Origin of the sequence: Nonomuraea sp. NPDC000554 (assembly GCF_040300065.1) — a bacterium.
Classification (GTDB): domain Bacteria; phylum Actinomycetota; class Actinomycetes; order Streptosporangiales; family Streptosporangiaceae; genus Nonomuraea.
The window spans coordinates 1-24,852 of record NZ_JBEPDC010000016.1; the positions used below are offsets into that span (position 1 = coordinate 1).

Annotated in this window: 27 protein-coding genes; 13 read left to right on the forward strand and 14 right to left on the reverse strand. The window is 72.3% G+C overall.

The genetic code is table 11. From position 1 onward, the window contains the following. Positions 1 to 203: 203 nt before the first annotated feature. Positions 204 to 1,301 carry an FUSC family protein gene (locus ABT294_RS27875; protein ID WP_350809236.1) on the forward strand — a complete coding sequence of 366 codons (1,098 nt, stop codon included), beginning with the start codon at positions 204 to 206 and terminating at the stop codon, positions 1,299 to 1,301. A 128-nt stretch (positions 1,302 to 1,429) separates the two neighbouring features. Here the strand turns inward: ABT294_RS27875 and ahpD are convergent, their stop codons facing one another. After that, a complete protein-coding gene (gene ahpD, locus ABT294_RS27880) occupies positions 1,430 to 1,966 on the reverse strand; it encodes an alkylhydroperoxidase, AhpD family (RefSeq protein ID WP_350809237.1) in 537 nt (178 codons plus the stop codon). After that, entirely contained in the window at positions 1,963 to 2,514 is a 552-nt protein-coding gene (locus ABT294_RS27885; RefSeq protein ID WP_350809238.1) for a peroxiredoxin, read from the reverse strand. Before ABT294_RS27885 ends, ahpD begins: the two co-directional genes overlap by 4 nt. Positions 2,515 to 2,624: 110 nt before the next feature. Here ABT294_RS27885 and ABT294_RS27890 point away from each other — a divergent pair, with 110 nt between their 5' ends. Beyond that, a complete protein-coding gene (locus tag ABT294_RS27890; RefSeq protein WP_350809239.1) occupies positions 2,625 to 3,548 on the forward strand; it encodes a LysR substrate-binding domain-containing protein in 924 nt (307 codons plus the stop codon). 23 nt (positions 3,549 to 3,571) lie between these two features. On the opposite strand, the gene ABT294_RS27895 is transcribed toward ABT294_RS27890, so the two are convergent. Beyond that, entirely contained in the window at positions 3,572 to 3,700 is a 129-nt protein-coding gene (locus ABT294_RS27895) for a ribbon-helix-helix protein, CopG family (RefSeq protein WP_350809240.1), read from the reverse strand. A gap of 56 nt (positions 3,701 to 3,756) precedes the next feature. Continuing rightward, complete coding sequence (locus tag ABT294_RS27900; RefSeq protein ID WP_350809241.1) at positions 3,757 to 4,794, reverse strand: aldo/keto reductase; 1,038 nt, start codon at positions 4,792 to 4,794, stop codon at positions 3,757 to 3,759. 82 nt (positions 4,795 to 4,876) lie between these two features. Here ABT294_RS27900 and ABT294_RS27905 point away from each other — a divergent pair, with 82 nt between their 5' ends. After that, positions 4,877 to 5,428, forward strand: a complete 552-nt coding sequence (locus ABT294_RS27905) for a TetR/AcrR family transcriptional regulator (RefSeq protein ID WP_350809242.1) — start codon at positions 4,877 to 4,879, stop codon at positions 5,426 to 5,428. Here ABT294_RS27905 and ABT294_RS27910 read toward each other — a convergent pair. Next, complete coding sequence (locus ABT294_RS27910) at positions 5,406 to 6,575, reverse strand: pyridoxal phosphate-dependent aminotransferase (protein ID WP_350809243.1); 1,170 nt, start codon at positions 6,573 to 6,575, stop codon at positions 5,406 to 5,408. The genes ABT294_RS27905 and ABT294_RS27910 overlap by 23 nt on opposite strands. 23 nt (positions 6,576 to 6,598) lie before the next feature. Between ABT294_RS27910 and ABT294_RS27915 the strand changes: the two genes are divergently transcribed. The 5 genes from ABT294_RS27915 to ABT294_RS27935 are packed head-to-tail and all read left to right on the forward strand — an operon-like array spanning position 6,599 to position 10,875. After that, positions 6,599 to 8,359 (forward strand): alpha/beta fold hydrolase, encoded by a 1,761-nt coding sequence (locus tag ABT294_RS27915; RefSeq protein ID WP_350809244.1) that lies wholly within the window; start codon positions 6,599 to 6,601, stop codon positions 8,357 to 8,359. Between the two features lie 5 nt (positions 8,360 to 8,364). Continuing rightward, entirely contained in the window at positions 8,365 to 9,276 is a 912-nt protein-coding gene (locus tag ABT294_RS27920; protein ID WP_350809245.1) for a DUF418 domain-containing protein, read from the forward strand. Next, positions 9,236 to 10,027 carry a carbon-nitrogen hydrolase family protein gene (locus tag ABT294_RS27925; RefSeq protein WP_350809246.1) on the forward strand — a complete coding sequence of 264 codons (792 nt, stop codon included), beginning with the start codon at positions 9,236 to 9,238 and terminating at the stop codon, positions 10,025 to 10,027. Before ABT294_RS27920 ends, ABT294_RS27925 begins: the two co-directional genes overlap by 41 nt. 9 nt (positions 10,028 to 10,036) lie before the next feature. Further along, the gene (locus ABT294_RS27930; RefSeq protein WP_350809247.1) at positions 10,037 to 10,480 is read left to right on the forward strand and encodes a hypothetical protein; all 444 of its coding nucleotides are present in this window, start codon (positions 10,037 to 10,039) and stop codon (positions 10,478 to 10,480) included. Continuing rightward, positions 10,480 to 10,875, forward strand: coding sequence for a UCP033725 family protein (locus ABT294_RS27935; protein WP_350809248.1), 396 nt, complete (start codon positions 10,480 to 10,482; stop codon positions 10,873 to 10,875). Before ABT294_RS27930 ends, ABT294_RS27935 begins: the two co-directional genes overlap by 1 nt. A gap of 7 nt (positions 10,876 to 10,882) precedes the next feature. Here the strand turns inward: ABT294_RS27935 and ABT294_RS27940 are convergent, their stop codons facing one another. Next, positions 10,883 to 12,373 carry a carboxyl transferase domain-containing protein gene (locus tag ABT294_RS27940; protein WP_350809249.1) on the reverse strand — a complete coding sequence of 497 codons (1,491 nt, stop codon included), beginning with the start codon at positions 12,371 to 12,373 and terminating at the stop codon, positions 10,883 to 10,885. A 70-nt stretch (positions 12,374 to 12,443) separates the two neighbouring features. Further along, entirely contained in the window at positions 12,444 to 13,601 is a 1,158-nt protein-coding gene (locus ABT294_RS27945; protein ID WP_350809250.1) for a CaiB/BaiF CoA transferase family protein, read from the reverse strand. A 77-nt stretch (positions 13,602 to 13,678) separates the two neighbouring features. On the opposite strand from ABT294_RS27945, the gene ABT294_RS27950 reads away from it, so the two are divergent. Beyond that, positions 13,679 to 14,212: a uridine kinase family protein gene (locus ABT294_RS27950; protein ID WP_350809251.1), complete on the forward strand. Its 534-nt coding sequence runs from the start codon at positions 13,679 to 13,681 to the stop codon at positions 14,210 to 14,212. A gap of 31 nt (positions 14,213 to 14,243) precedes the next feature. On the opposite strand, the gene ABT294_RS27955 is transcribed toward ABT294_RS27950, so the two are convergent. From ABT294_RS27955 to ABT294_RS27970, 4 genes are read right to left on the reverse strand one after another with little or no spacing between them, the layout of a single operon-like run. Further along, entirely contained in the window at positions 14,244 to 15,005 is a 762-nt protein-coding gene (locus ABT294_RS27955) for a histidine phosphatase family protein (RefSeq protein WP_350809252.1), read from the reverse strand. Beyond that, positions 15,002 to 16,153 (reverse strand): DegT/DnrJ/EryC1/StrS family aminotransferase, encoded by a 1,152-nt coding sequence (locus ABT294_RS27960; RefSeq protein WP_350809253.1) that lies wholly within the window; start codon positions 16,151 to 16,153, stop codon positions 15,002 to 15,004. The genes ABT294_RS27955 and ABT294_RS27960 overlap by 4 nt, the downstream gene beginning before the upstream one ends. Then, positions 16,150 to 16,872: an amidohydrolase family protein gene (locus tag ABT294_RS27965; protein ID WP_350809254.1), complete on the reverse strand. Its 723-nt coding sequence runs from the start codon at positions 16,870 to 16,872 to the stop codon at positions 16,150 to 16,152. The genes ABT294_RS27960 and ABT294_RS27965 overlap by 4 nt, the downstream gene beginning before the upstream one ends. Further along, positions 16,869 to 17,567, reverse strand: a complete 699-nt coding sequence (locus ABT294_RS27970) for an amidohydrolase family protein (RefSeq protein WP_350809255.1) — start codon at positions 17,565 to 17,567, stop codon at positions 16,869 to 16,871. The genes ABT294_RS27965 and ABT294_RS27970 overlap by 4 nt, the downstream gene beginning before the upstream one ends. Positions 17,568 to 17,675: 108 nt before the next feature. On the opposite strand from ABT294_RS27970, the gene ABT294_RS27975 reads away from it, so the two are divergent. The 4 genes from ABT294_RS27975 (at position 17,676) to ABT294_RS27990 (ending at position 22,090) form a co-directional block, all read left to right on the forward strand. Then, positions 17,676 to 18,446, forward strand: coding sequence for an amidohydrolase family protein (locus ABT294_RS27975; RefSeq protein WP_350809256.1), 771 nt, complete (start codon positions 17,676 to 17,678; stop codon positions 18,444 to 18,446). Continuing rightward, positions 18,443 to 19,159: an amidohydrolase family protein gene (locus tag ABT294_RS27980; RefSeq protein WP_350809257.1), complete on the forward strand. Its 717-nt coding sequence runs from the start codon at positions 18,443 to 18,445 to the stop codon at positions 19,157 to 19,159. The genes ABT294_RS27975 and ABT294_RS27980 overlap by 4 nt, the downstream gene beginning before the upstream one ends. A 54-nt stretch (positions 19,160 to 19,213) precedes the next feature. Continuing rightward, the gene (locus ABT294_RS27985; protein ID WP_350809258.1) at positions 19,214 to 21,151 is read left to right on the forward strand and encodes a hypothetical protein; all 1,938 of its coding nucleotides are present in this window, start codon (positions 19,214 to 19,216) and stop codon (positions 21,149 to 21,151) included. A 69-nt stretch (positions 21,152 to 21,220) separates the two neighbouring features. Then, positions 21,221 to 22,090 carry an NAD(P)-dependent oxidoreductase gene (locus tag ABT294_RS27990; protein WP_350809259.1) on the forward strand — a complete coding sequence of 290 codons (870 nt, stop codon included), beginning with the start codon at positions 21,221 to 21,223 and terminating at the stop codon, positions 22,088 to 22,090. 57 nt (positions 22,091 to 22,147) lie between these two features. Here ABT294_RS27990 and ABT294_RS27995 read toward each other — a convergent pair whose 3' ends face one another. From ABT294_RS27995 to ABT294_RS28005, 3 genes are read right to left on the reverse strand one after another with little or no spacing between them, the layout of a single operon-like run. Further along, positions 22,148 to 23,086 carry a dihydrodipicolinate synthase family protein gene (locus tag ABT294_RS27995; protein ID WP_350809260.1) on the reverse strand — a complete coding sequence of 313 codons (939 nt, stop codon included), beginning with the start codon at positions 23,084 to 23,086 and terminating at the stop codon, positions 22,148 to 22,150. Positions 23,087 to 23,096: 10 nt separating this feature from the next. Further along, a complete protein-coding gene (locus tag ABT294_RS28000) occupies positions 23,097 to 23,978 on the reverse strand; it encodes a carbohydrate ABC transporter permease (RefSeq protein ID WP_350809261.1) in 882 nt (293 codons plus the stop codon). Further along, positions 23,975 to 24,841: a carbohydrate ABC transporter permease gene (locus tag ABT294_RS28005; protein WP_350809262.1), complete on the reverse strand. Its 867-nt coding sequence runs from the start codon at positions 24,839 to 24,841 to the stop codon at positions 23,975 to 23,977. Before ABT294_RS28005 ends, ABT294_RS28000 begins: the two co-directional genes overlap by 4 nt. Positions 24,842 to 24,852 lie beyond the last annotated feature (11 nt).

Here is a 24,852-nt window from a genome sequence, read left to right on the forward strand (position 1 = left end):
GACGCGGCGCCGCGGTTCGATCCGGGCTCGGCGGGACGCGGCGCCGCGGTTCGATCCGGGCTCGGCGGGACGCGGCGCCGCGGTTCGATCCGGGCGCGCCGCGCGGACGGAAGCGCGCCGCACCGACCGGCCCGCGGTCCTATCAGCGTGCCAAATCCGGGCAATGTGACCCTAATGTCACAAAGATCCGCCAGGGTAGAGGGGTGCGAACGAAGCTCAGCGATCATGTACGGGAACGGCTGGGCACGTTCGGGCTCGTGGCGCCGTCCATCGCACAGTGCGCGGTCGGCGCGGCCCTGGCCTGGACCGTCGCGATCCAGCTGCTCGGCCACGCCAGCCCCTTCTTCGCCCCGATAGCCGTGCTGATCTGCGTCGGAGTGGGCCTCGGGCAACGCCTGCGCAGGGCGGCCGAGCTGGTGGTGGGCGTCAGCTTGGGGGTCGGCGTGGGCGACCTGCTCGTCTCCTGGATCGGGTCGGGGGCCTGGCAGATCGCGCTGGTGGTCGCGCTGGCGATGGCCACCGCGGTGCTGCTCGACAGCGGCGCGCTCTTCGTGGCGCAGGCGGGCTCGTCGGCCGTGCTGGTCGCGGCGCTCGTCCCGGCCAGCGGCGGCGGCGGCCTGGACCGGATGGCGGACGCGCTCACCGGCGGCGTCATCGGCATCGCCGCGGTCGCGCTGCTGCCCGCCAGCCCGCTCTCCATCGCGGCCAAGCACCTCTCGGGCGTCCTCGACGCGCTGTCCACCGTGCTGGAACAGGCGGCGGACGCGATCGAGAGGCGCGACGTCGAGGTGGCCGCCGAAGCGTTGGAGGAGGCGCGCAGCACGCAGGGGGCCGTTGAGGAGTTCGAGCGGGCGCTGGAGACCAGCAAGGAGATCATCATGATCTCGCCGCTGCACTGGCACCGGCGGACCAGGCTCGCCAGGTACGAGACGGCTGCGGTGCCCGTGGACCTGGCGTTGCGCAACGCTCGGGTGCTGAGCCGCCGCACGCTGGCGGCGCTGGGCGAGGCGAACCCGCCGCCGACCTCGCTGGCAGAGGCGCTGCGCGAGGTGTCGGAGGCGGCGCTGCTGCTCCAGCTCGAACTCGCGGCGGGACGGGAGCCCGCGCTGGCCCGTCAGGCGCTGCTGGCCGTGGCCGCGAGGGAGCGGCCCGAACGGCTGGGGTTCTCCGCCCACGTGATCACCGCGCAGCTCCGCTCGATCGTCGTGGACCTGCTCCAGGCGACCGGCCTGGACTACGACGCCGCGGCGGCCACCCTCACCCCGCTGGACGCGCCGAGCGACGAGAACGCACACGGCTGACCCGCGAGGAACGCCCCCCGCCGCGGGTTGGAGGCGGACGCAGGGTCACACCCGCCGGTCAGATGCGCGGACGCAGGTGGCGTCCGACGGTTGGAGGCGGGCGTGGGGCGCCCGCCTCCGGTGGGAGGTCAGACCGCGACCAGGGCGGCCTCGGCCTCGAGGGTCGCGGCGGTGGCGTTGACCACCGCGGCCACCCGCAGCGCCTCCTGGATCTGCTCGCGCGACAGGCCCGCGCCACGCAGGACCTGCTCGTGCGACTCCAGGCAACGCCCGCAGCCGTTGATCGCGGAGACCGCCAGGCACCACAGCTCGAAGTCCGTCTTGTCGACGCCCGGGTTGCCGATGACGGTCATCCTGAGCTTGGCCGGGAGCGTCGCGTAGGCGTCGTCGCCGATGAGGTGCGTCGCCCGGTAGTAGACGTTGTTCATCGCCATGATCGAGGCGGCCGCCTTGGCGGCGGTGAACGCCTCGGCCGACAGGTTCGCGGTGGCGTCCTCGGAGATCTCCGCGATGACCCGCGCCGACCTGGTGGTCAGCGCGCACGCCAGCAGCGCACCCCACAACTGCTGGTCGGTCAGCGACGAGGTGGTCGTGACGGAACCGAGGTTGAGGCGGGTGTCCTTGGCGTAGCCGGGCAGCGCGTCCTTGAGGTTGCCGATGCTCACTGGGCCAGCAGCTTCTGCGCGTCGAGGGTCGACTCGCCCTTGTTCCAGTTGCACGGGCACAGCTCGTCGGACTGCAGGGCGTCGAGGACCCGCAGGACCTCCTTGACGTTGCGGCCGACGGAACCGGCGGTGACCATGGTGAACTGGATCTCGTTGTTCTGGTCCACGATGAAGGTGGCGCGCTGGGCGACGCCGTCCTTGCCGAGCACGCCGCACGCCTCCGACAGCTCGCGCTTGATGTCGCTCAGCATCGGGAACGGCAGGTCACGCAGGTCGTCGTGGTTCTTGCGCCACGCGTGGTGGACGAACTCGGAGTCGACGGAGACGCCGAGCACCTGGGCGTCGCGGTCGGCGAACTCTCCGTTGAGACGGCCGAACTCGGCGATCTCGGTCGGGCAGACGAACGTGAAGTCCTTCGGCCAGAAGAACACCACGCGCCACTTGCCCTCGTAGGTCTTGTGGTTGATCTCCGCGAACGCCTTCTCGGGGTCGAGGTCGACGCAGGCGGTCAGTTCGTACTCGGGGAAGTGGTCACCGACGGTGAGCAAGTGGATTCTCCTTCATGGTTGGTCGAGGGCCTAAGCCTTTCGCACGTAGCATTGATTCGAGAAATCGAGCAGTCGCACTAATCTGAGAGGTGATCCCTATCAGTGAGCCGATGCCCACGCTGGCTCAGCTGCGCTCCTTCCTGGCCGTGGCGGAGCACCTCCATTTCAGGGAGGCGGCCACCGCGCTCCGGATGAGCCAGCCCACCCTGTCGGGGAACATCGCGGCGCTGGAGGAGCTTCTCGACAGCCAGCTGCTGGAGCGGACCACCCGCAAGGTGCTGCTCACCCCGGCGGGCGAGCGAGTCGCCGAGCACGCCGGGCGGGTGCTCGCGGCGGTGGAGGCCCTGATGGGCGAGGTGGCGCAGAACCGCGACCCGTTCAACGGCCCGGCCCATCTCGGCGTGATCCCGACCGTCGCGCCGTACGTGCTGCCCGCGCTCCTGCCGATGTTCGCCCGCCGCTTCCCGCACCTCAAGCTGACCGTGCACGAGGCGAAGACCGACCTGATCCTGGAGGAGGTGCGCGAGGGACGGCTCGACATGGTGCTGCTCGCGCTGCCCACGGGCACGTCCGGGCTGGTCGAGGAGCCGCTGTACGACGAGGACTTCCTGCTGGCCCTCCCCCACGACCACCCGCTGGCGGGCGATGACGCCCCGATCGGCCGCGGCGCGCTCAGGGGCCTCGACATCGTGCTGCTCAACCAGGGCCACTGCCTGCGCGAGCAGGCCATCGACGTGTGCCGCGAGGTGGGCGCCCGCGCCACCGCCGCCACGTACGCGACCAGCCTGCCGACGCTGGTGCAACTCGTCGCGGGCGGCCTCGGGGTGACGCTGGTGCCGGAGTCGGCGGTGCCCGTGGAGACGGGCAAGCGCGCCCGGCTGACGCTGCGGCGCTTCGCCTCCCCGGCGCCGGGGCGCACGATCGGCCTGGCCTACCGCGCCTCCTCGGCCCGCGCGCCGGAGTACGCGCAACTCGCCAAGGCGATCAGGAGCGCGGTACGCCGGCGCAGGCTGCCGGTCAGGGTCGTGTCCTGACCGCGGGAGGCACGGCGGCGGGCTCACCGGAGGCCGTGCCGGGCGAGGTACTCGTCGACGGCGGTCAGCACGATCTCCTGCATGCTGCGCCCCTCGATCTCGGCGCGCTCACGGACGCCCTCCATCAGCTCCGCGCTCAGGCGAATCGTCACGGGCAACGCCTCCCGGCAGAGTTCGGCACCGACCTACGGTCACACATAGTTTAGAGTCAGCCACGCACCGCGACGGACCGTGTCGGAGTGAGGTGGAAGAAACTTCCATCCCTGGGCCCCAGGGCGGGGCGGGAGATTTCCTCCAGGCGGGAGGTCGCCTCCTCGGGGAGGGCGAGGTCGAAGGCCGCCAGGTTGGCGCGCAGCTGGTCCACCGAGCGCGGGCCGACGAGCACCGAGGTGACGCCGGGGCGTCCCGACACCCACGACAGCGCCACCTCGGCGGGCGAGGCGCCCACCTGGGCGGCCACCTCGGCCACCTGGTCGGCGATGTCCAGGTTCCGCTCGGTGAGCAGCGACTCCGCCCACCTGCGTCCGCCCGGCATGGGCAGCGACATGAGCCTGCCCATCCTGCTGTCGGGGTCGGGGGCGGCGTCGCGACGGTAGCGGCCGGAAAGGACGCCGCCGCCGAGCGTGCCGTACACGACCGTGCCGAGCCCGTGCCGCTCGCAGGCGGGCAGGATCTCCTCCTCGATCACCCGCACGAGCAGCGAGTACTGCGGCTGGAGGCTGACGAACGGGGTGCCGCCGACGCGGGCCGCCGCCCACTGCGACTCGACGATCTGCGTCGCGCTGAAGTTGGAGCAGCCGAGGTAGCGGACCTTGCCCGCGCGGACGAAGCCGTCGAGTGTGGCCATCGTCTCCTCGATCGGCGTGCCGGGGTCCCACTGGTGGCACTGGTACAGGTCGATGTAGTCGGTGCCGAGGCGGCGCAGGCTGGCCTCCAGCGCCCTGGTCAGGTGGCGGCGCGACAGGCCGCGCCCCTCGGAGCCCACCGGCATGGCCCCCTTGGTGGCCAGCACGACCGCCTCGCGCCTGCCGCGCAGCGCCCTGCCGACGATCTCCTCGGTCTCGCCGCCGTGATAGAGGTCGGCCGTGTCGACGAAGGTGCCGCCGGCGTCGAGGAAGGTGTCGATGATCCGTCCGGCCTCGGTCTCGTCGCTGGCGGCCAGGCCGGCGCGGGTGCCGAAGTTCAAGGTGCCCAGGCAGGCTCTGGAGACGCGCAGCCCGGAATTGCCCATGGTCACGTAGTCCACGAAAGACCCCTAGTATCGGAATGGGTGTTCCGGTTGGAACATACGGAACATCCGTTCCGCTTGTCAACGTGGAGGGAGCCGCATGCGCGCAGACGCGCAGCGCAACCGCGCCCGGGTGCTGGAGGCGGCCGAGGTGGTGCTGGCCCGCGACGGCCTGTCGGCGTCCATGCGCGCCATCGCGGAGCTGGCCGGGGTCGGCGTCGGGACGATCTACCGCCAGTTCCCCACCAAGGAGGCCCTCTACCAGGCGATCGTGATCGACCGCGTGCTGCGGCTGGCCGAACGCGCCGAGCAACTGGCGACCGCGCCCGACCCGGGCGAGGCGCTGTTCGAGTTCTTCGACAGGATCGTGGTCGACGCGACCGCCAAGAAGGTCTTCGTCGACGCCCTGGCCAGCGCCGGCATCGACGCCAAGGCGGGCATGCCGGACCTCAAGGGCGCGATCGAGACCCTGCTGGTCCGCGCCCAGCAGGCCGAAGCGGTTCGCCCGGACGTGGGCATGACGGAGCTGATCGCCCTGCTCAGCGCGGCCTGCCTGGCCGCGCAGCACAACAACTGGGACGACGACCTGCGCACCAGGACGCTGACCGTCATCTTCAACGGCCTCTCGGTCAGCCCGACGAGAGGCGCTTGAGCCTGGTCACCGCCTCATCGATGACCTCGTCCTTCTTGCAGAACGCGAACCGGACGAAGTGGCTGCCACGCTCGGGGTGGTCGTAGAAGACCTGCGTCGGAATGGCCACCACGCCCGCCAGCTCCGGCAGCCGGCGGGTGAGCTCGAGCCCGTCGGTGAAACCGAGCGGGCGGATGTCGGTCTGGACGAAGTACGTGCCGGCGGGCCCGAACACCTCGAACCCGGCCGCGACCAGGCCCTCCATCAGCCGGTCGCGCTTGTCCTGCAGCCCGGCGCGCAGCGCGGAGACCCAGTCGAGCTCGTGGCGCAGGCCGTACGCGACCGCGAGCTGCCAGGGGGCACTGGCGGTGAAGGTGAGGAACTGCTTGACCGTCTGCACCGCGGTCACCAGCGGCGCGGGCGCGCACACCCAGCCGGTCTTCCAGCCGGTGACGGAGAACGTCTTGCCCGCCGAGGAGATCATCACGGTGCGCTCGCGCATGCCGGGCAGCGTGGCCAGCGGGACGTGCTCGACGCCGTCGAACGTCAGGTGCTCGTACACCTCGTCGGTGATCGCGGTGAGCCCGTACTCCTGGCAGAGCGCGGCGATGACGGCCAGCTCGTCGCGGGTGAAGACGGTGCCGGTGGGGTTGTGCGGGGAGTTGACCAGGATCGCCCGCGTACGGGGGGTGACGGCGGCGCGCAACTCGTCGGGGTCGAAGGTGAACCGGCCCTCGACGGGCCGCATCGTCACCGCCACCAGCCGCGCCTGGGCCAGCGCGATGGAGGCGGCGTACGAGTCGTAGTACGGCTCGAAGGCGATCACCTCGTCACCCGGCTCGCACAGCGCCAGCACGGCGGCCGCGATCGCCTCGGTCGCGCCGACCGTGACCAGCACCTCGCCGTTCGCCTCGTAGTCGAGCCCGTAGTGCGCGGACCGGTGCTCGGCGACCGCCTGCCGCAGCTCCAGCAGGCCGGGGCCCGGCGGGTACTGGTTGGCCCCGGACGTGATCGCCTGCACGGCGCGGTCGAGCATCGCGGCGGGCCCGTCGGTGTCGGGGAAGCCCTGCCCGAGGTTGATCGCCCCGGTCTGCACGGCGAGCGCGCTCATCTCCGCGAAAATCGTCGTGCCGAAAGCGCGCATCCGAGAAACTAGTGGTTCGGTCACGCACCCACACTAGTCTCGTCCTTGTGATCTCTCGGGTTCTGCTAGCCCTCGCGCTGAGCGTCACTCCCCCCACGGCCCCAGGCGACGTCGAGAAACAGCCTTGCCCGGTCGCCATGCCGGACAACACCACGTGCGGCTTCCTGGTGGCGCCCGAGCGCAGAGACTCGCCCGACAGGAAGATCCGGGTCGGCTACGCCGTCCACGTCTCCACCGCCAAGGATCGCAAACCCGACCCGATCGTCTACATGAGCGGCGGCCCCGCCTCGTCGTCGATCCAGCTGACGACGTTCCTCAGCCAGATGTTCCCCGACCGCGACGTGGTGGCGGTCGAGCAGCGCGGCAGCAGGTACTCCAAGCCCAGGCTGGGCTGCCCCGAACTGGCCGAGGCGATGCTGGACCGGTTACGCGGCTCCGGCGACGGCACCGCCGCGGCCGCCGGGGAGTGCCGCCGCCGGCTCGAACTGCAGGGCGTGGACCTGCGCGGCTACACCACCAGGGAGATCGCCGCGGACGTCGTCGCGCTGCGCCAGGCGCTCGGCTACCCGTCCTGGAACCTGTTCGGCGTCAGCTACTCGACGCGGGTCATGCTGGACGTGGCCGCGTCCGACCCCGGCGCGGTGCGCTCGGTGGTGCTCGACTCGTTCCTGCCGGAGAGCGTGAACTGGTACGACGACGCCGAGCGCAACCTGGGCGACACCCTGGCGAGCCTCGGGCTGAAGGACCGCTTCGACGCGGCGGTCGCCAGGCTGAACGCGTCCCCGGCTCACGTCCCGACCAGGGATCCGCTGCTCGGCTCGGCGTTCACCGCGCGGCTGACCGGCGACGACGTGGCGACGATCATGGCGGAGGCCCTGCACGGGGCGGACGTGATCGCGGTCGCGCCGCCGCTGGTCGGCGCGCTGGCGAGCGGGCGCGACGAGGTGCTGCGCCCGCTGGCCGACGCGGTGGGCGACGGGCTGGCCTCGCACGAGTTCGGCCTGTACGAGGCGGTGCAGTGCCAGGACGAGGTCCCGTTCAACACCTTCACCACCAAGTCCCGACTTTTCACCGTCCAAACCGATAAAGCGGTGTGTGACGCCTGGAAGCTCCCCACATCCGCGGCCGGCAACGCCACCACTCAGGCGCCGGTCCTCGTCGTCGGCGGCCAGTTCGACCCCACGACCCCGGCCAGGACCAGCAAACCCGCGGCCGAGGCGCTGTCCAACGCCCGCTTCGTCGAGTTCGCCGGAACGGGACACGCGGTGTTCCTCGCCAACGCGTGCGGACGCCGGCACATCGCCGCCTTCGTCGCCGCCCCCACCCACTCCAGTCCCACCCACTCCGACGCCTCCAACTCCGACGCGGCCCGTCCCGTCGCCGACTGCGCGCCTGACAAGGCCACCGTCCACCCCCGGCTGGAACCCGCCGACCTGCACATCACCGGCGCCCCGTACCAGATCTCGCTCTCCCCCTGGCTGGCGGCGCCGTTCGCGCTGTTCGCCCTGGTCTCGCTGGTGCAGCTGGTCGCGGGCGCACTCCGGGGCAGGGCCGTCACGGCGTTCGCCGGGCTGGCCGGGACGGCGTTCAGCGGCCTGGTCGGCCAGTCGGTCTACAGCCTGGCCGCCCAGAACGAGACCGCGCTGGGCGTCGGCGTGCCCGCCCTGGTGGCTGCGTACACGTGGGTGGCCGCCGGGTCGGCCGCGCTGACGCTGGCCGCGCTCGCGCTCCGACGTCGCTGGCCGCAGTGCGTGGCAGCCGTCGTCGCCGCCGGATTCCTCGTATGGTGGTTCGCCTGGTTCCTGTGACACGCATGCGCGAGCTCGACGCCCTCCGCGGTTTCGCGGTGGGCGGCATCATGGTGGTCAACACCTGGCAGCACCTCCCGCACCAGCCGGCCACCGGCGTCGACTGGGTGATCGACGCCCTCTTCCAGGGCCGCTTCTTCCCGATCTTCTCGGTGCTGTTCGGCATCAGCTTCGTGCTCTTCTGGCGCCGGGCCGGCCGCTGGGTGCTGCTCGGGCGGCTCGCCTGGCTGTTCTGCTTCGGGCTGATCCAGCACACGTTCTACGGGGGCGAGGTGCTCACCGACTACGCCTTCTACGGCACGGCCGTGCTGCTGCCCGTCTCGTTCCTGGCCGGCGGGATGCCGGTGCTGCTGCTCGGCCTGACCGTCGTCGGCTGGGCGGTGCTCGTCGGCGGCGGTCCGCTCCTGATCCCGGGGCTGTTCCTGGTCGGCATGGCGCTGATGGAGCTGCGCCCGCCCCGATGGCTGCTGCTGCCGGTGTTCGCGGTGAGCGCGCTCGCCTCCGCCCTGCTGACCGCCGCCCACGCCGCCACCGGCGACTGGCAGGTCTACGGCGTCGCCGCGCTGGCCGGGGCCGCCGCCTACGCCACCGGCCTGCTGCTGGTGCTGCGCCCCTGGCTGTCGGCGCTGCTCGAACCGCTCGGACGGATGGCGCTCACCAACTACGTCTCCGGCACCCTGATCATCTTCCTGACCACCCCGTGGCTGAAGAGCGACCCCACCCGCTGGTCCGTCGTCGTCGTGGCGACGGCCACCGTCGCCGCGCAGATCCTCTTCAGCAGATGGTGGCTGGCGAGATACCGGTACGGTCCACTCGAATGGATATGGCGGCGCCTGACCTGGTTTCGACCGGTGCCGAACCGGTTAGAGTCGGGCCGTGACCAGAATCGCCCTCTGCCAGATCCCGGTGTCACCTGACCCCACGGCCAACCTCAAGAGGGCCCGCGAAGCGCTCGCCAGGGCGGAGGACGCCGACCTGGCGATCTTCCCCGAGGCCACGCTGACCCGCTACGGCAGGAACATCACCGAACTGGCCGAGCCGCTCGACGGCCCGTTCGTCACCGGGCTGGCCGAGGCTGCCCGCCGCCACGGCACCGCCGTGATCGCCGGGGTCTTCGAGCCGGGCGGGAACCGCGTCCACAACACCGCCGTCGCTCTCGACGCGACCGGCGCGGTCAAAGCCGCCTACCGGAAGATCCACCTGTTCGACTCGTTCGGCGCCAAGGAGTCGGAGCTGGTCGCGCCCGGCTCCGAACCCGTGGTCGTGGATCTGGCCGGGCTCAGGGTCGGCCTGGTCACCTGCTACGACGTCCGCTTCCCCGAACTGGCCAGGGCGCTGGTCGACCAGGGCGCGGACCTGTTCGCCGTCATCGCCGCCTGGGCCTCCGGGCCGCTCAAGGAGGACCACTGGATCACCCTGGTACGGGCGAGGGCGCTGGAGAACACCGTGTGGACCGCCGCCGTCGGCCAGGCGCCCAACCCGGCCGAGTCCACCGACGGGTTCGGCGTCGGCCGCAGCATGCTGGTCGACCCGCTGGGAGTGGTCCGCGCCGACCTCGGCACCTCGCCGGGAGTCCAGGTGGTGGAGGTGGACCAGGAGGCGACCGCCGCCGCGCGGGCGAGCCTGCCATGCCTGGAACACCGGGTGCTCGGGGTCAAGCGATCGTAAAGTGGAACAGTGAGCAGAACGCAAATGCAGAAGGTGGTCCCGCCGCGTCTGCTCGTGCCGTACCTGTCGGGCAAACGCAACGTGATCTCCGGCTACGTCTACCGTGTCCAGGACTGCGCGCGGCTGACCACGCCCAGGCAGCTCTACCTCGGCCTCGACCTGTCGTTCGACGGCTCCGAGCTGTTCGCGGAGGTGCCCGAGCTGTACGTCATGCGATGGTACGCCCGCGACATCGACACCTACGCCGTGCCGTACGGGCCGCACATGGGCGGTGACTGGGGCGACGTGCCGCCGTTCGCCGGCAACGGCTTCACCACCTCGCGCGAACACGTCGTGCCGCAGTTCCACACCCCGCCGATGCCGATCCCGGCGGGCGCCGAGATCGTGCACGTCACCGACGAGCGAGAGCGGCCGTTCGCCCACTACGACGGCCTCACCTGGCGGCCCGCCTGATGAACGACGAGATCACGCCGGTGGCCTCCGGCTTCGTGGCCCGTTACGGCGACCACACCCTGCCCGCCGCGCTCGGCCCCGACGGCGACCAGGTGGTGCTGTTCAGCGAGGAGGAACTCGACGGGTTCCAGCCCGCGTCCGGCTACTGGCGGCGCGTGGTCGCCCGCGCCGAGGTGGAATGGCTGGTGCTGGTCCGCACCGTGGCCGCGTTCGGCGGGGAGCCGTGCGTCGTCCTGGACGAGGACGAGGACGGCCTGCACATCGCCTACACCGGCCACAGCGGGATGAAGGCCGAGGCGCTCGGCTACTGGCTGGTCGACCACGGCGCCTACGAGGTCGTGGTGCCGCGCGAGGAGGTCTTCTCGATCAGGGTGGAGCGGATTCCCGTCCCGTAGTCGACTCCTAGGTGCCCAGCCTTCGGTAGCGGGCCAGACGGGCCTCGAGGCGGGTCGCCGGGTTCTCCGACAGGAGCCCGGCGATCTCGTACTCCAGCGCCCGCCCCACCCGCTCGCAGAACGCCTCCGGCTCGTATGCGGCGTCGGGCCGCTCCGGGATGACCCGGTCGACGATGCCGTCGCGGCGCAGGTCGGTGGCGCGGATGCGCTGCGCCTGGGCGATCTCGGGCGCGAAGTCCACGCTGCGGTACAGGATGGCCGAGGCCCCTTCCGGCGGGAGCGGCGACAGCCAGGCGTGCTGCGCGCACAGCACCCGGTCGGCGGGCAGCAGGGCCAGGGCCGCGCCGCCCGCCCCCTCGCCGAGCAGCAGGCAGACCGTCGGCGCGTCGAGCACGACCAGCTCGGCCAGGCAGCGGGCGATCTCGGCGGCCAGGCCGCCCTCCTCGGCCGCCTTCGACAGGTCGGCGCCCGCGGTGTCGATCACGGTGACCAGCGGCAGCCCCAGCTCGGCGGCCAGCCGCATGCCGCGCCTGGCCACGCGCAGCCCGTCGGGGCCCAGCGGCGAGCTGGACCGCTGCCTGCGCCGGTCCTGGCCGAGCACGACGGCCGGGGCGGCGCCGAACCTGGCCAGCGCGAGCAGCAGGCCGGGCTCGTTCTCGCCCTCGCCGCTGCCGTTGAGCGGGGTCACGTCGGCGGCGGCCAGCTTGAGCAGGGTGCGGACGCCCGGCCGGTCGTCGCGGCGGGAGCGGGTGATGGCCTCCCACGCCTCGACGGGCCGCAGGTCCTCCTCGGGCGCCGCCCCGGCGGTGAGGCTCGAGGTGTCGGCGCAGAGCACGGCGAGGGCCCTGATTGCGATCTGCCGGGCGTCGTCGGCCGACACCACCGCGTCGACCAGCCCGTGCTGGAACAGGTTCTCCGCCACCTGCACGCCCTCGGGAAACGGGTAGCCGTGCAGCGACTCGAACACCCTCGGCCCGAGAAAGCCGACGAGCGCGCCCGGCTCGACCGCCGTGACGTGGCCGAGCGACCCCCACGACGCGAACACCCCGCCCGTCGTCGGGTGCCGCAGGTAGACCACGTACGGCAGGCCCGCCGCGCGGTGCGCCTGCACCGCCGCGGTGATCTTCACCATCTGGACGAACGCCAGCGCGCCCTCCTGCATCCGGGTGCCTCCGGAGGCGGGCGCGGCCAGCAGCGGCAGCCCCTCGCGGGTGGCCCGCTCGGCCGCCGCCACGAACCGCTCAGCCGCCGCCACCCCGATGGACCCGGCCATGAACGAGAACTCGCAGGCCACGATCGCGACCCTGCGCCCGTCGAGCGTGCCCTCGCCCGTGATCACCGACTCGTCGTAACCCGACTTCACCCGGGCCGCGGCCAGTTCGTCGGCGTAGGGGGAACCCGGCTCGGCCGGATCGGCGGGCGGCGCGTCCCACGACTTCCACGACCCCCTGTCGAGGACCGTTTCGATCAGTGTGCGCGCGTCCGGACGGCTCACCATGGCTCCCTAGTGTCAACCAACGATGCAATGTTGACGCACGAGCGCGCCGACCGGTGCCACCAAATCTCGATCATCGCTCCCGCTCTTCGAGCCAGGCCAGCACCGTGTCACCGTCCTGGCCGAGCGCGGGGGGCGGTGTGTGCTCCCCCTGTTCCAGCCCGTCGAAGCGCAGCGGCGGGCCGGGCAGCTCGATGCGGCCGAGCACCGGATGGTCGACCTCGACCACCAGGCCCTGCGAGCGGGTCTGCTCCCAGGAGTAGACCTCGTCGATCGAGCGGATCGCCCCCGCCGGGACCCCCGCCTCGCCCAGCCGGGCCAGCCAGTGGGCGCGGTCGTGAGCGGCCAGGGCCTTCTCCATGTCGGCGATCAGCTCATCCCGGTGTGCGAACCTCTCCCTGTTGGTGGCATATTTCGCCACATCAGGGTCAATGTCCAGCAGAGCTGCCACCTTCTTCCACTGCCCCTCGTTCGCGACGGCGATCTGTACCATCCCGTCGGCGCAGTGGAACGCCCCGTAGGGGGCGATCGAGATGTGGTGGTTGCCGTTGGCGCCCGGCACCTGGCCGCCGACGGTCCAGGCGGTGCCGTGGTAGGAGTGCACGCCCGTGACGGCCGCGAGCAGCGACGTGCGCACCACGCGCCCCTTGCCGGTGCGCTCGCGCTCGTACAGCGCCGAGACCACCCCGTACGCGCCGTGGATGCCCGCGAGCAGGTCGGCGATCGAGGCTCCGACGCGATACGGCTCGTCGCGGGACGGGCCGGTCAGCGACATCAGGCCCGCCTCGCCCTGGGCGATCTGGTCGTAGCCGGGACGCCCGCCCTCGGGCCCGTCGTGGCCGAACCCGGTGATCGACAGGACGACCAGGCGTGGGTTCAGCTCGTGCAGACGCTCGACGGAGAAGCCGAGCCTGTCGAGCACGCCGGTGCGGAAGTTCTCGACGAGCACGTCGCTCTGCCGTACCAGGCGCTCGATGAGCCGCTTGCCCTCGGCTGACTTGAGATCGACGGCGATGGACTGCTTGTTCCGGTTGGCCGCCAGGAAATAGGTGGAAATATCGTGTTCGGGACCGACGAAGGGCGGCCCCCAGCCGCGAGACTCGTCACCACCGTCCGGATGCTCCACTTTGATCACACGTGCGCCCAGGTCGCCGAGCATCTGCGCGGCGTGCGGGCCCGCCAGGGCCCGGGACAGGTCGAGCACGACGACGTCGCCGAGGGGTCCGAGCAAGATCAACCTCCAGCTTGCGTTCGAGGCGAAAGAACATTCTCTCAGCCTCCCTGCCCCCGTCACCTACCCTGGGGTGCGTGCAATCGCCTGTCCGCCGCATCCGGGCTCTCCCACCGTCGTGCGGCCCCGTGCGGCTGGTCGCCGTCGACGGCCCCGCCGGGTCCGGCAAGACCACGCTGGCCACCAAGCTGGCGGCCGAGCTGGGCTGCCAGGTGATCCACAGCGACGACTTCCCCATCCCCTGGGACGGCGGCCCCGACGCCTGGTTCCACGCCCTCGACGAGCAGGTGCTCCGCCCCCTCCAGCAGGGCAGGCCCGGCGCGTTCCGCCGCTACGACTGGCACCGCGCCGAGTACGCCGAACTGGTCACCGTCCCGCCCGCTCCCGTCCTGATCATCGAGGGCGTCGGCACGGCCCGCAGGTCCATCGCCCACCTGCTGGCCTTCACGATCTGGCTGGAGGCGCCCGAGGAGGAGCGCCTGCGACGGGTGCTCGACCGCGACGGCCCCGAGCTCGAACCCCAGTGGCGGGTCTGGATGGAGGCGGAGAAGGCCTGGTTCGCCGAGGACGGCACCCGCGCCCGCGCCGACGTCCGCGAGCTCGGCTGCTGACACCGCGCGGCTGAAGGCGGGGGCGCCGGGGTCAGCGCAGGTGCGTGGTGTCGTTGAAGGACAGCAGTTCCAGGCGGCCGTCGACGGCGTGCCAGGTGGAGACGGAGGCGTTGCCGATGGGGGCGTACGCGTCGATCGCCGGCAGGTCCGCGTCGGGAGTCTCCGCGATGACGTGCCGGAGGATCAGCACCACCGCGTCGTGCGCGACGATCAGGACGCGGCGGCCGTCCGACTGCCCGCGCAGCGCCTCCAGGAAGGCGCGCAGGCGGCCGGCCACGTCGCCGAACGACTCGCCACCCGGCGGCCGGTAGCCGTACTCGCCCTCGGCCCGCAACCGCGCCAGCTCCTCCGGATGGCGCTGCGCGATCGCCGCCTCGTTGTAGGGGCCGAACGCGCCCCACTCGCGGTCCCTCAGCCGCTCGTCGACCGTCACGGGGAGCGGCTCGATCCCCCACGCGCCGAGGGCGGTCTCCCAGGTGTCGAGCGCGCGCAGGTACGGCGAGCACCACACCAGCTCGGGCGCCTCCTCGGCGGGTAACGTGGCCAGCCGGCGGCCCAGGGCGGCGGCCTGCCGCCTGCCGAGGTCGGTCAGCGTCACCTCGTGGTCGCCGCGCTCGTAGACCAACGGCTCGGTGCCCGCCTGCCGGTAGGCGACGTTCGCCTCGCTCTCACCGTGCCGCACCGCCGTGATCCGCAAAGGGCCCATGGCCCACCATCCTGCCATGGCGGCGTCACGTGGTTGCGGGTCGATCCGGCGGGCCTCCCGAGCAGACGCCTTTACAAAGTAGATCAAGACAGCACCTTGGCGAGGGCCTCGGCGACGTGCGCGGCCGCGGCAGGCTCGGCCATGAGCATCGGCTGGCGCACCCAGACCACCGTCCTGGACGCCTCCTCCGCCGCCGGGCACGGCTCGGCCCTGGCGCCCTCCCCCGTCAGGGCGGCCAGCGTGCCGAGCGGCGGGTACCCGGCGTCGAGCGGGACTCCTTCCGCCTCCATGGCGGCCAGCAGGAACTCCCGGTCCACGGCGGCCTCGACGCGCAGCATGAGCAGGTGCCGCGAGTCGCGGGTGGTGCCGGGCGGGCGTGGCACCACGCTCACCGGCAGCCCCGACAGCTCGCGTTCCACCGCGGCGCAGAAGGCGTTCCTGCGGTCGATCTCGTCGTCGAGCCGGTCCAGCCAGGGCAGCACGAGCGCTGCCTGGAGCTCGGTGAGCCGCAGGTTCCAGCCGACGGACGGGTGGCCGTACCACTCGCCGCCCGGCCTGCGCCCGACGTTGCACACCGACCAGATCTCCGCGTGCGCCGTCTCGTCCCGGCAGACGATCAGGCCGCCCTCCCCCGCCGTCATCGCCTTGCTCGCCTGGAAGCTGAACACCCCCGCGTCGCCCAGGCCGCCCACCGGACGGCCGCGGTAGGCGGCGCCGTGCGCCTGCGCGGCGTCCTCCACCACGAGCAGGCCGTGGCGGGCGGCGAGCGCGGCGAGCGGGTCCATGTCGGCCGGGCTGCCCGCGAGGTGGACGGGCATGACGGCGGCGGTCCTGCCGGTCAGCGCGGCGGAGACCGCCTCCGGCGACAGGTGCAGGTCGGCGGGGTCCACGTCCACGATGACGGGGGTGGCGCCGGTGAGCAGGACGGCGGTGGCGGAGGCGACGAACGTGTAGGCCGGGACGATCACCTCGTCGCCCTCCCCCACGCCCAGCCCGCGCAGCGCCGCGAACAGCCCCAGCGTCGCGTTCCCGACCGCCACCCCGTGCGGGACCCCGGCCCTGCGGGCGAACTCCGCCACCAGCTCCGCGACCACCGCGCCGCCCTGAGTGGCGCCCCACAGCCCGCTCTCCAGCACCTCGGTGACCAGCTTGCGCTGCCTGGGGTCGAGCGGCGGCGGCCAGGACGGCCAGGGGGCGGCGCGGACCGGGGTGCCGCCGTGGAGGGCGAGCGTCACGGAACGGGTCCCTTCAGGATGCGGGCCAGGTTTCCGCCCAGGACGGCGGCGCGCTCCGCTGGGCCGAGCGGGGCGAGCGCGACGCGGCCGAGGCCGGTCCGCAGATCGAGGAAGCAGGCGTCCGAGCCGAACACGACGCGCTCGGCGCCGGCCAGCGCGGCGAGCCGGGCTATCCAGCGGCCCGTCATCTTCGAGCCGCACACCTCCAGGAACACGTTCGGGTGGCCGGCGACCAGGCGGGCGGCGCGGGCGAAGCCGTGCTGCCACAGGCCGGTGTGCCCCATCAGCAGCGGGACGTCCGGGTGGCGGGCGGCGACGGCGGCGAACCGCTCAGGGTCGCTCCACGGCGAGCCGGTCTGCCCGTGGACGAGGACGGGCAGGCCGAGCCGCCAGACGGGCTCGTACAGGGGGTCGTCCAGGGGGCACTGGTGGACGTCCGGGTGCAGCTTGACGCCCCACACGCCGTCCTGGACGAGCGGGGTGCGGTGGTGCGGGTTGTAGACCTGCCAGACGCCGAACCTGCCGGGGAAGCGGCGGGCGACGTCCATGGCCAGCTCGTTGCCCCTGACCGCGTCGGGGCCGACGGCGAGCAGGTGGCTGATGCCCATCGCGGTCACGCCGAGCGCGTCCATGGTGGCCAGCAGCCCTTCCGGGGTGGAGTCCGGGATGAGGAAGTCGGGCCACGGGCCGACGTGGCCGTGCGCGTCGAGGACGGTCACCACAGCCTCCCCAGGGACCCCGAGGCGATCAGGTCGACCTCGTCCGGCGCGAGGTCGAGGTGGTCGAGCAGGAAACGCGGACCGCAGTCGTCCATGACGGGGGCGCCGGTGCCGAACACCAGCCGCCCGGCGCCGAACCGCTCGGCCAGCCACTCGACGCCGCGCTGGGTGTTCACGGTGCCGATCTCCACCCAGACGTCCGGAACTTCCGACAGCAGCTCGGCCAGCTCGCGCAGCCTGCGGTAGCCCGGGTTGAGCAGCAGGACGCGCTGGCCGGGGAGCCGGTCGGCGAGGGCGCGGAGCTGGGCGGGCGAGGTCTCGTCCAGGTCGACGGCGATCGGCAGGCCGAGCTCCGACAGCCAGCGCAGCGCGACGGGGCCGGTCAGGTCGAACCGGTGGCGTTCCGGGCAGAGCCGCACCATGCGCACGCCCCACCCGAGCACCTCGGCCGGCTCCGACGGCTCGGACGTCCCCGGCACTCCCGGCACCACGACGGGCACCGGGACCAGCCGGGGGTCGTCCCGTTCCAGCAGGGCCCGGTTGCCCGCCGCCGGGGCGGAGTGGAGGCTCAGCGTGTGGGTGACGCAGGCCTGGTCGATGCCCAGGCGGGCCATCTCGGGTCGCGGGTCCTCCGGCAGGTCGTCGAACGGCACCGGGCCGACCAGCCGGTGGGCGTCGATGACAAGTTTCGGCACAGGCCGAAATTTATGTCGGCTCGGGGGTTCGGGTCAAGAGCGGCGTGCTCGATTTAGGGCTAGACCGTAACTCTCTCAAGGCCGGTCATCAGTGGCATGATGTCCCGCATGGCGATTAGGGATGGGGCCGCTACCCCCTTCGACGCGTGGAACCTGATCGGCGAGCTGGAGGTGGCGCTGGACGTCGACGTCCTGGTCGGCGCCTACCCCGACCGCGACGGCCCGCCCGGCACCCCCGACGCGGTTCTCGGCACGCTGGCGGCGCACCGCATCCGGGCGGGCGCGGTGGCCAGCCTGCGCGCGGCCCTCTTCGACACCCGCTCGGGCAACGACGAGACCCTCGCCCTGGCGTCCGGCGGCGCGTCGCCGTTCGTCCCCGTCGGGGCCGTGGACCTGCGGGACGCCCTCGGGGCGGCGCGCGAGGTCGAGCGGCTCGCGGCGTCGGGCGTCAGAGCGATCAGGCTCTTCCCGGACGAGCAGGGCGTCGAGGCCGGATTCCCCTCGGTCAGGCACGTCGCCCGCCGGGCCGCGCAGCACGGCCTGACGATCCTCACCGGCGGGGACGTCCGCAGGTTCTGGCAGCCGCTCGCCGGGCTGGAGGCCACGGTCGTCTTCCTCGACACGCACTTCTACCACCTGGGCGACTTCCTCGTGGCTGCCGCCGACGAGCCGGGCTTCCACACCTCGACCCGTCTGCTCAACTCCCCCGACGCGCTGGAGACCGCCGCCGCCGAGATCGGCGCGGGCCGCCTGCTCTACGGCTCGCGCGCCCCGCACTGCGAACCGCTCGTCCCCCTGCTGCGGCTCGCCACCAGCGGCCTGAAGGCCGACGAGGTGGCGGCGGTGGCCGGCGGCAACGCCAGGAGGCTCCTGTCATGATCATCGACGTGCACGCCCACTGGGGCCCGTGGTTCTTCACCATGGACGTCGCCGAGGCCAACCTCGCCACCATGGACCGCTACGGCATCGACCGGGCCATCGTCTCGGCCACCGAGGCCGTCATCTACGACGCGGGGGCGGGCAACCGCGCCCTCGCCGAACGGCTCGACGGCCAGGACCGGCTGCTCGGCTACGTCACGGTCAACCCGCGCAGGCTGGACCAGGCCGCCAGGGACCTGGACGAACTGCTCCCCACGGGCCGTTTCGTCGGCGTCAAGATCCACACGGACTACACGGCCTCGCCGGTCACCTCGCCGCAGACGCGCGACGCCCTGGCCCTCGTCGCCTCGAGGGGCCTTCCCGCGCTGGTGCACACCTGGGGGACCTCGGTCCTCGACCTGGCCCGGCTGTGCCTGGACACCCCCGGCCTGAGGGTGATCGCCGGGCACATGGGCGCCGACGGGTTCCGGCACGCGATCGAGGCGGCGAACGCCTGCGACCGCCTCTACCTCGAGCCGTGCTGGTCCCACGCGCCCGCCGGGCGCATCGCCGAGGTGGTGGCGGCCGTGGACGGGCGGCGGCTGCTGTTCGGCACCGACGCCACGCTGATCGACCCGTCGTCGGCCTTCGGCGCGGTCGCGGCGGCGGGGCTCACCGGGGAGGCCGCCGAGCGGGTCGCCTGGCGGAACGCCGCGGAGCTGTTCCAGATCTAGACATTACGGCCCGGTCCGTTATAGCGTGCGGCGAACCTCACCCCGGAGTTGCCGATGATCCCCCGCCGACGTTTCCTCCAGGTGGCGGCCGCCGCCTCTCTCCCCGCCCTCGACGCCCTGCCGGCGCGAGCCGCGACGGGGCCGCGCGAGGGCGACCTCACGGACCTGGGGCCCGCGAGCGTCGCCAGCCCGCTCGGCAACGGCGAGTTCGTCGGCGGCGTCCTGTACGCGGGGTCGCGCGGTCTGTCACCGAACGTCGTCGGCGCGTACGACCTCGCCAAGGACGCGGTCACCGCCCACGTCGACATCCCCACCGGCGTCGGCGTCTGGGCCATGTGCAAGGTCGGCACCGACGTCTACGTGGGCACCCACGCCAGGTCCGACCTGTACAGGCTCGACACCGTCGCGGGCACGGTCACGAAGGTCGCCGAGTACCCCGACCACTACATCTGGACGATGGCCTCCTCCCCCGACGGCAAGGTCTACATGGGGACCTCAGAACCCGGGCGGGTGTGGGAGTACGACCCGGCCACCGGCCAGAGCCGGGACCTGGGCCAGCCCGCGCCCGGCGAGGCGTACGTCCGCAGCATCCAGGCCGACGACAGGTACGTCTACGCGGGCATCGGCTCCCACGCCCACCTCATCGCGATCGACAGGGCCACCGGCGAGAAGCGTGACCTGCTGCCCGCCGAGCTGGCGGACCGCGACTGGGTGTCGAGCATGGCGATGTCCGACACCCATCTCGCCGGAGGCATGAACTCCCTGGCCGAACTGGTCATCCTGGACAAGGCCGACCCGTCGGGCCACCGGGTCGTCAAGGCGAGCGCCCCGGGCGAGAAGTACGTCGTCGCGGTGCTCATCCACGACGGGTACGTCTACTTCGCCGGACGCCCCTCGGGCACCTTCTACCGCTGCGAACTCGCCACCGGGAAGCTCGAGGTGCTCGGCGTCCCGTACTTCGAGGCCGCGACCCACCGCCTGCTGGCGCACGAGGGGCGCGTCTACGGCATCCAGGACAGCGCCGTCTTCGTCTACGACCCGGCGACCGGAGGGCTGGAGTACCGCAATCTCGTCCAGCGCGGGTTCAAGGCCGCGCCGGAGGAACCGATGTCGGTCCACAGCGACGGGCGGCGCGTGTACGTCGGCGGCAAGGGCGGCGCCGACGTACACGACCTGGCCACCGGCAAGGTCACCAGGCTCGGCATCGCGGGCGAGCCGAAGACCCTGCTCACCGTAGGCGACACCACCTACCTCGGCGTCTACACGCAGGCGGCCCTGTACGCGCACCACGCCGGCGACGCCGAGGCGCGGCTGCTCGCCCGCACGGGGAACCAGCAGGACCGCCCCCGCGACCTCGCCTACGACGCCAGGACCGGCCTGGTCGTGATGCCGACCCAGCCGGAACCCGGCCACATGAACGGCGCGCTGTCGCTCTACTCCCCGCGAACCGGAACGTACGCGACCCACCGGCCGGTCGTCGAGCGGCAGACGGTCTACTCGGTGGTGGCCCGGCACGGCACCGCCTACCTCGGCACGCTCATCCAGGAGGGGCTCGGCCTGCCGCCGGTCACCACGACCGCCCGCCTGGCGGCGTTCGACCTGGTCGGCAGGAAGCTGCTCTGGCAGGTCGAGCCCGTCCCCGGCGCGCGCTCGATCACCAGCCTGGCGCTGGGTCCCGACTTCGTGTACGGGATGGCGAGCACAGGTGACGTCTTCGAGTTCGACCCGCGCACCAGGAAGGTCACCAGAACGCTCAAGGTCGGCGCGAAGGGCGGCGACCTGTTCGTGACCGGCCGCGTCGCCTACTGCGGCGACGGCGACCGGGTCTACAAGCTGGACCTCGCCGCCTTCACCGCGAAGACGATCGTCGAGGGCCTGGCGGGGCAGTGGTTCGGCGGCGAGCCGAAGCTCGCGCTGGACCCGTCCGGCAGGGCCCTGTACGGGGTGCGCGGGCGCAACCTGGTGCGCATCGCGATCAGCGGCCACCGCTGAATGCGTCCCCCGCCTCCGGGTACGACAGCCGGTGCACCATAGGCCGGCGCTTCACGTCCTGGAGGACACATGCCTACCGTGGCACTGCTCGGCACGGGGCTGATGGGCGCGCCCATGGCCCGCAACCTGCTCAAGCAGGGCGCGCAGGTCCGGGTCTGGAACCGCACGATCGACAAGGCGCTGCCGCTGGAGGCCGACGGGGCGGTGGTGGCCGGCTCGCCCGCCGAGGCCGTGGCGGGCGCCGACGTGGTCATCACGATGCTGCGCGACGCCGACGCGGTCCACGAGGCGATGACCTCGGCCGCGGCGGGCCTGCGGGAGGGGCAGATCTGGGCGCAGATGAGCACGGCCGGGATCGCCGGGACGAAGCGGCTGGCCCAGCTGGCCGCCGAGCACGGGCTGACCTACGTCGACGCGCCCGTCCAGGGCACCAGGCAGCCCGCCGAGCAGGGCACGCTGATCATCCTGGCGGCCGGCCCGCCCGCCGCCCGCGAGGCGCTCGACCCGCTCTTCTCCGCCCTCGGGCAGCGCACCCTCTGGCTGGACGAGGACGGAGCCGGCGCGGCGGGGACGCGGCTGAAGATGGCGACGGTGAGCTACGGCATCTCGCTGACCGCCGTGGTGGCCGAGTCCCTGGCGCTCGCCAAGGGGCTCGGCCTCGACCCCGACCTGGTCCGCCAGGTCGTCACGGGCGGGCCGATGGACAGCGCCTACTTCCAGCTCAAGGCGCGGGCGATCCTGGAGGGGGACTTCGAGCCGAGCTTCACGGTGCGCAACGCCGAGAAGGACACCCGGCTGATCACGGCGGCGGGCGAGTCGGCCGGGGTCAGGCTCGACGTGGTGGCCGCCGCAGGCGAGCGCCTGCGCCGCGCGGAGGCCCAGGGGCACGGCGACGAGGACATGTCCGCCACCTACTTCGCCAGCTTCGACCTTCGCTAGCGTCGACTGACGCCGCCGCCCTGCCACAGCTCGCGCCGCGCGCCTCCTGACGCCCTGCTACGCCGGTGGGTGCCGGTCGTCGCGCCGCGCGCCTGCCGGCGACCGGTGCCCGCGGTGTTCGACCACTCCCTCCCGCTCGCCGGCGGGCAGGGCGGGGCCGTAGGGGTCGTGCGCGTGCGTCTCCGGGATCCGGCCCTCCGCCGCCGCCAGCCACAGCATCCGCTGGACGTAGCCCTCCATGGGAGCGGTGAACGTGGCCTGGGCGAGCCTGTCGAGGCGGGCGGACGCGTCCTCGAACGCGCGCAGGTCCGCGCCCCGGTAGGCGGTCATGACCGCCGCGGTCGCCTCGACCGTCGCCGCCGCGATGCCCACGAGCGCCGCCTGCGCGCCCCACAGCAGGGAGGGGCCGAACATGCGGTCCTCGCCGGTGATGGCCAGCCTGCCCGCCTCCCTGGTGAGGGCGATCGCCCGCTGGCAGCCCATCGCGTCCGACAGGAGGGCCGTCTTGAGTGCCGCCACGCCGGGGTGGCGGAGGACCTCCCGCATCACGTCCGGCGGGCAGGGGCGCGTGTAGAGGTCGAAGGCGATCATGGGCAGGCGGGCCGCCTGCCACACCTCCTCGTGCACGGCCACCCTGCCGCCGTCCTCGCCGTCACCCGCGGGCGGGAACACCAGCACCCCGTGCGCACCCAGCTCGGCGGCCACCCGCGCCTGCCGCCCGGCCTCGCCCGCGCCGCCGGCGACACCCACGATCACGGGGACGCCGAGAGCCACCGCGCGTTCCACCACCATGGCCCGGGTGCCGGGCGACAGGAAGGGGCCGCGGCCGGTGTGGGCGAGGACGGCCAGGGCGTCGGCGCCGTCGGCGACCAGGCTCGCGAAGTAGCGGGCGACGACGTCCGCGTCCACCTCGCCCGATTCCGTCATGGGGGTGGCCGCGGCGGCGATGAGGGCGCCGCTCAGCCGGTCACGCAGGGTCTGTGCCGAGATGTCCACACGCGGCAGCCTATTTGAGGCCGGTCATCGCGATGCTGTTGACCAGGTAGCGCTGCAACAGGAAGAACACCAGCAGGCACGGGACGACCGAGACCGCCGCCGAGCTCATCAGGACGGCGAGCTGCGTCTCCTCGGTCCGCAGCGTGGTCAGCCCGACCGTCAGGGTGCGGGTCGCGTCGCTCTGCCCGACGACCAGCGGCCACAGGAAGTCGTTCCAGTGCCACAGGAACACGAACACGCCGAGCGTGGCCAGGATGGGCTTGGTCAGCGGCATCACGATCGTCCAGTAGACGCGCAGCTCGGACGCGCCGTCGACCTTCGCCGCGTCGAACAGCTCGTCCGGCAGGCCCAGGATGAACTGCCGCATCAGGAAGACCGCCTGCGAGTTGGCCAGCGTCGGCACGATCAGCCCCCAGAACGTGTCGACCCCGTCGAGGCTGTTGACCAGCACGAACGTCGGGATGAGCGTCGCCTGGAACGGCACCATCATGGTGGCGAGGAACGTCCAGAACATCGCGTCGCGTCCGGGGAAGCGCTTCTTGGCGAAGGCGTAACCGGCCATCGACGAGGTGATCAGGATGATCACCACCGAGACCAGCGCGTACACCAGCGAGTTGATCGTCCACCCCACGAAGCCGGAGGCCGACAGCACCTGGACGAGGTTGTCCAGGGTGAGCGACTCCGGCCACTGGGCCGGCACCGTGGGCTTGCCCGCCGGGGTGAGCGCCACCACCACCATGGCCGCGAAGGGGCTGACCGTGAGCACCGACAGCACGGCGAGCAGCGCCACGAGCGGCCACCGGCGCCACGGCCGGCGAGTGCGCGCCCGAGGGCGGACCGCCGTCGCCGCGGCCGTTCCCGCCCGGACGTTTCCGGCTCGCGTCATGGTCATGTGTTCCCCCGGTCCAGGAAGCGGCGCTGGATCAGCGAGATGACCAGCACGATGGCGAACAGGACCATGCCCCAGGTGGCGGCGTAGCCGAAGTCGAAGGACCTGAAGCCGTTGTGGTAGATGCCGTAGATGAGCAGGTAGGTGCCCCGGGCCGGGCCGCCGCCCGTCATCACGTAGACGGTGTCGAAGGTCTGGAACGCGCTGATCGTCTCGATCACCAGGACGAAGAAGAGCGTCGGCCTGAGCAGCGGCAGCGTGATCCGCCGGAACCGCTGCCAGGCGGACGCGCCGTCGACACGGGCGGCTTCCAGGTACGAGGACGGGATCGACTTCAGCCCGGCCAGCAGGATCAGCATCGAGTAGCCGAACCCCTTCCACACCGACACCACCGCGATGGCGGGCAGCGCCAGCGACGCCTGTTCCAGGAAGGCCACCGGCCCGAGGTCCGCCTTGGCCAGCAGGCCGTTGATCAGGCCGTCGAAGTCGTAGATCCACCGCCAGATGATGCCGGCGAGCACGAAGCTCGTGACGTACGGGAGGAACAGCATGCCCCGGAACAGGCCGCGCAGGAAGACGACCTTGTTGAGCAGCAGCGCCGTCCCGAGCGCGACCAGCACGGTGAGCGGCACGTAGATCGCCACGTAGACGAGCGTGACGCGCAGGCTGATCCAGAAGTTGACGTCGTCCAGCAGTCTGGCGTAGTTGTCCGCGCCGACGAAGTCCCAGTCGCCGCCGATGTTCCAGTTCGTCAGGCTCATGCCCGCCGCGCCGAGCGAGGGGAAGATCCGGAAGACCAGGAACAGGACGAGCACGGGCAGCACGAACAGCAGGCCGGTGACCGGGTCCCGCAAGCGTTGACGCACCAGCGATCCTT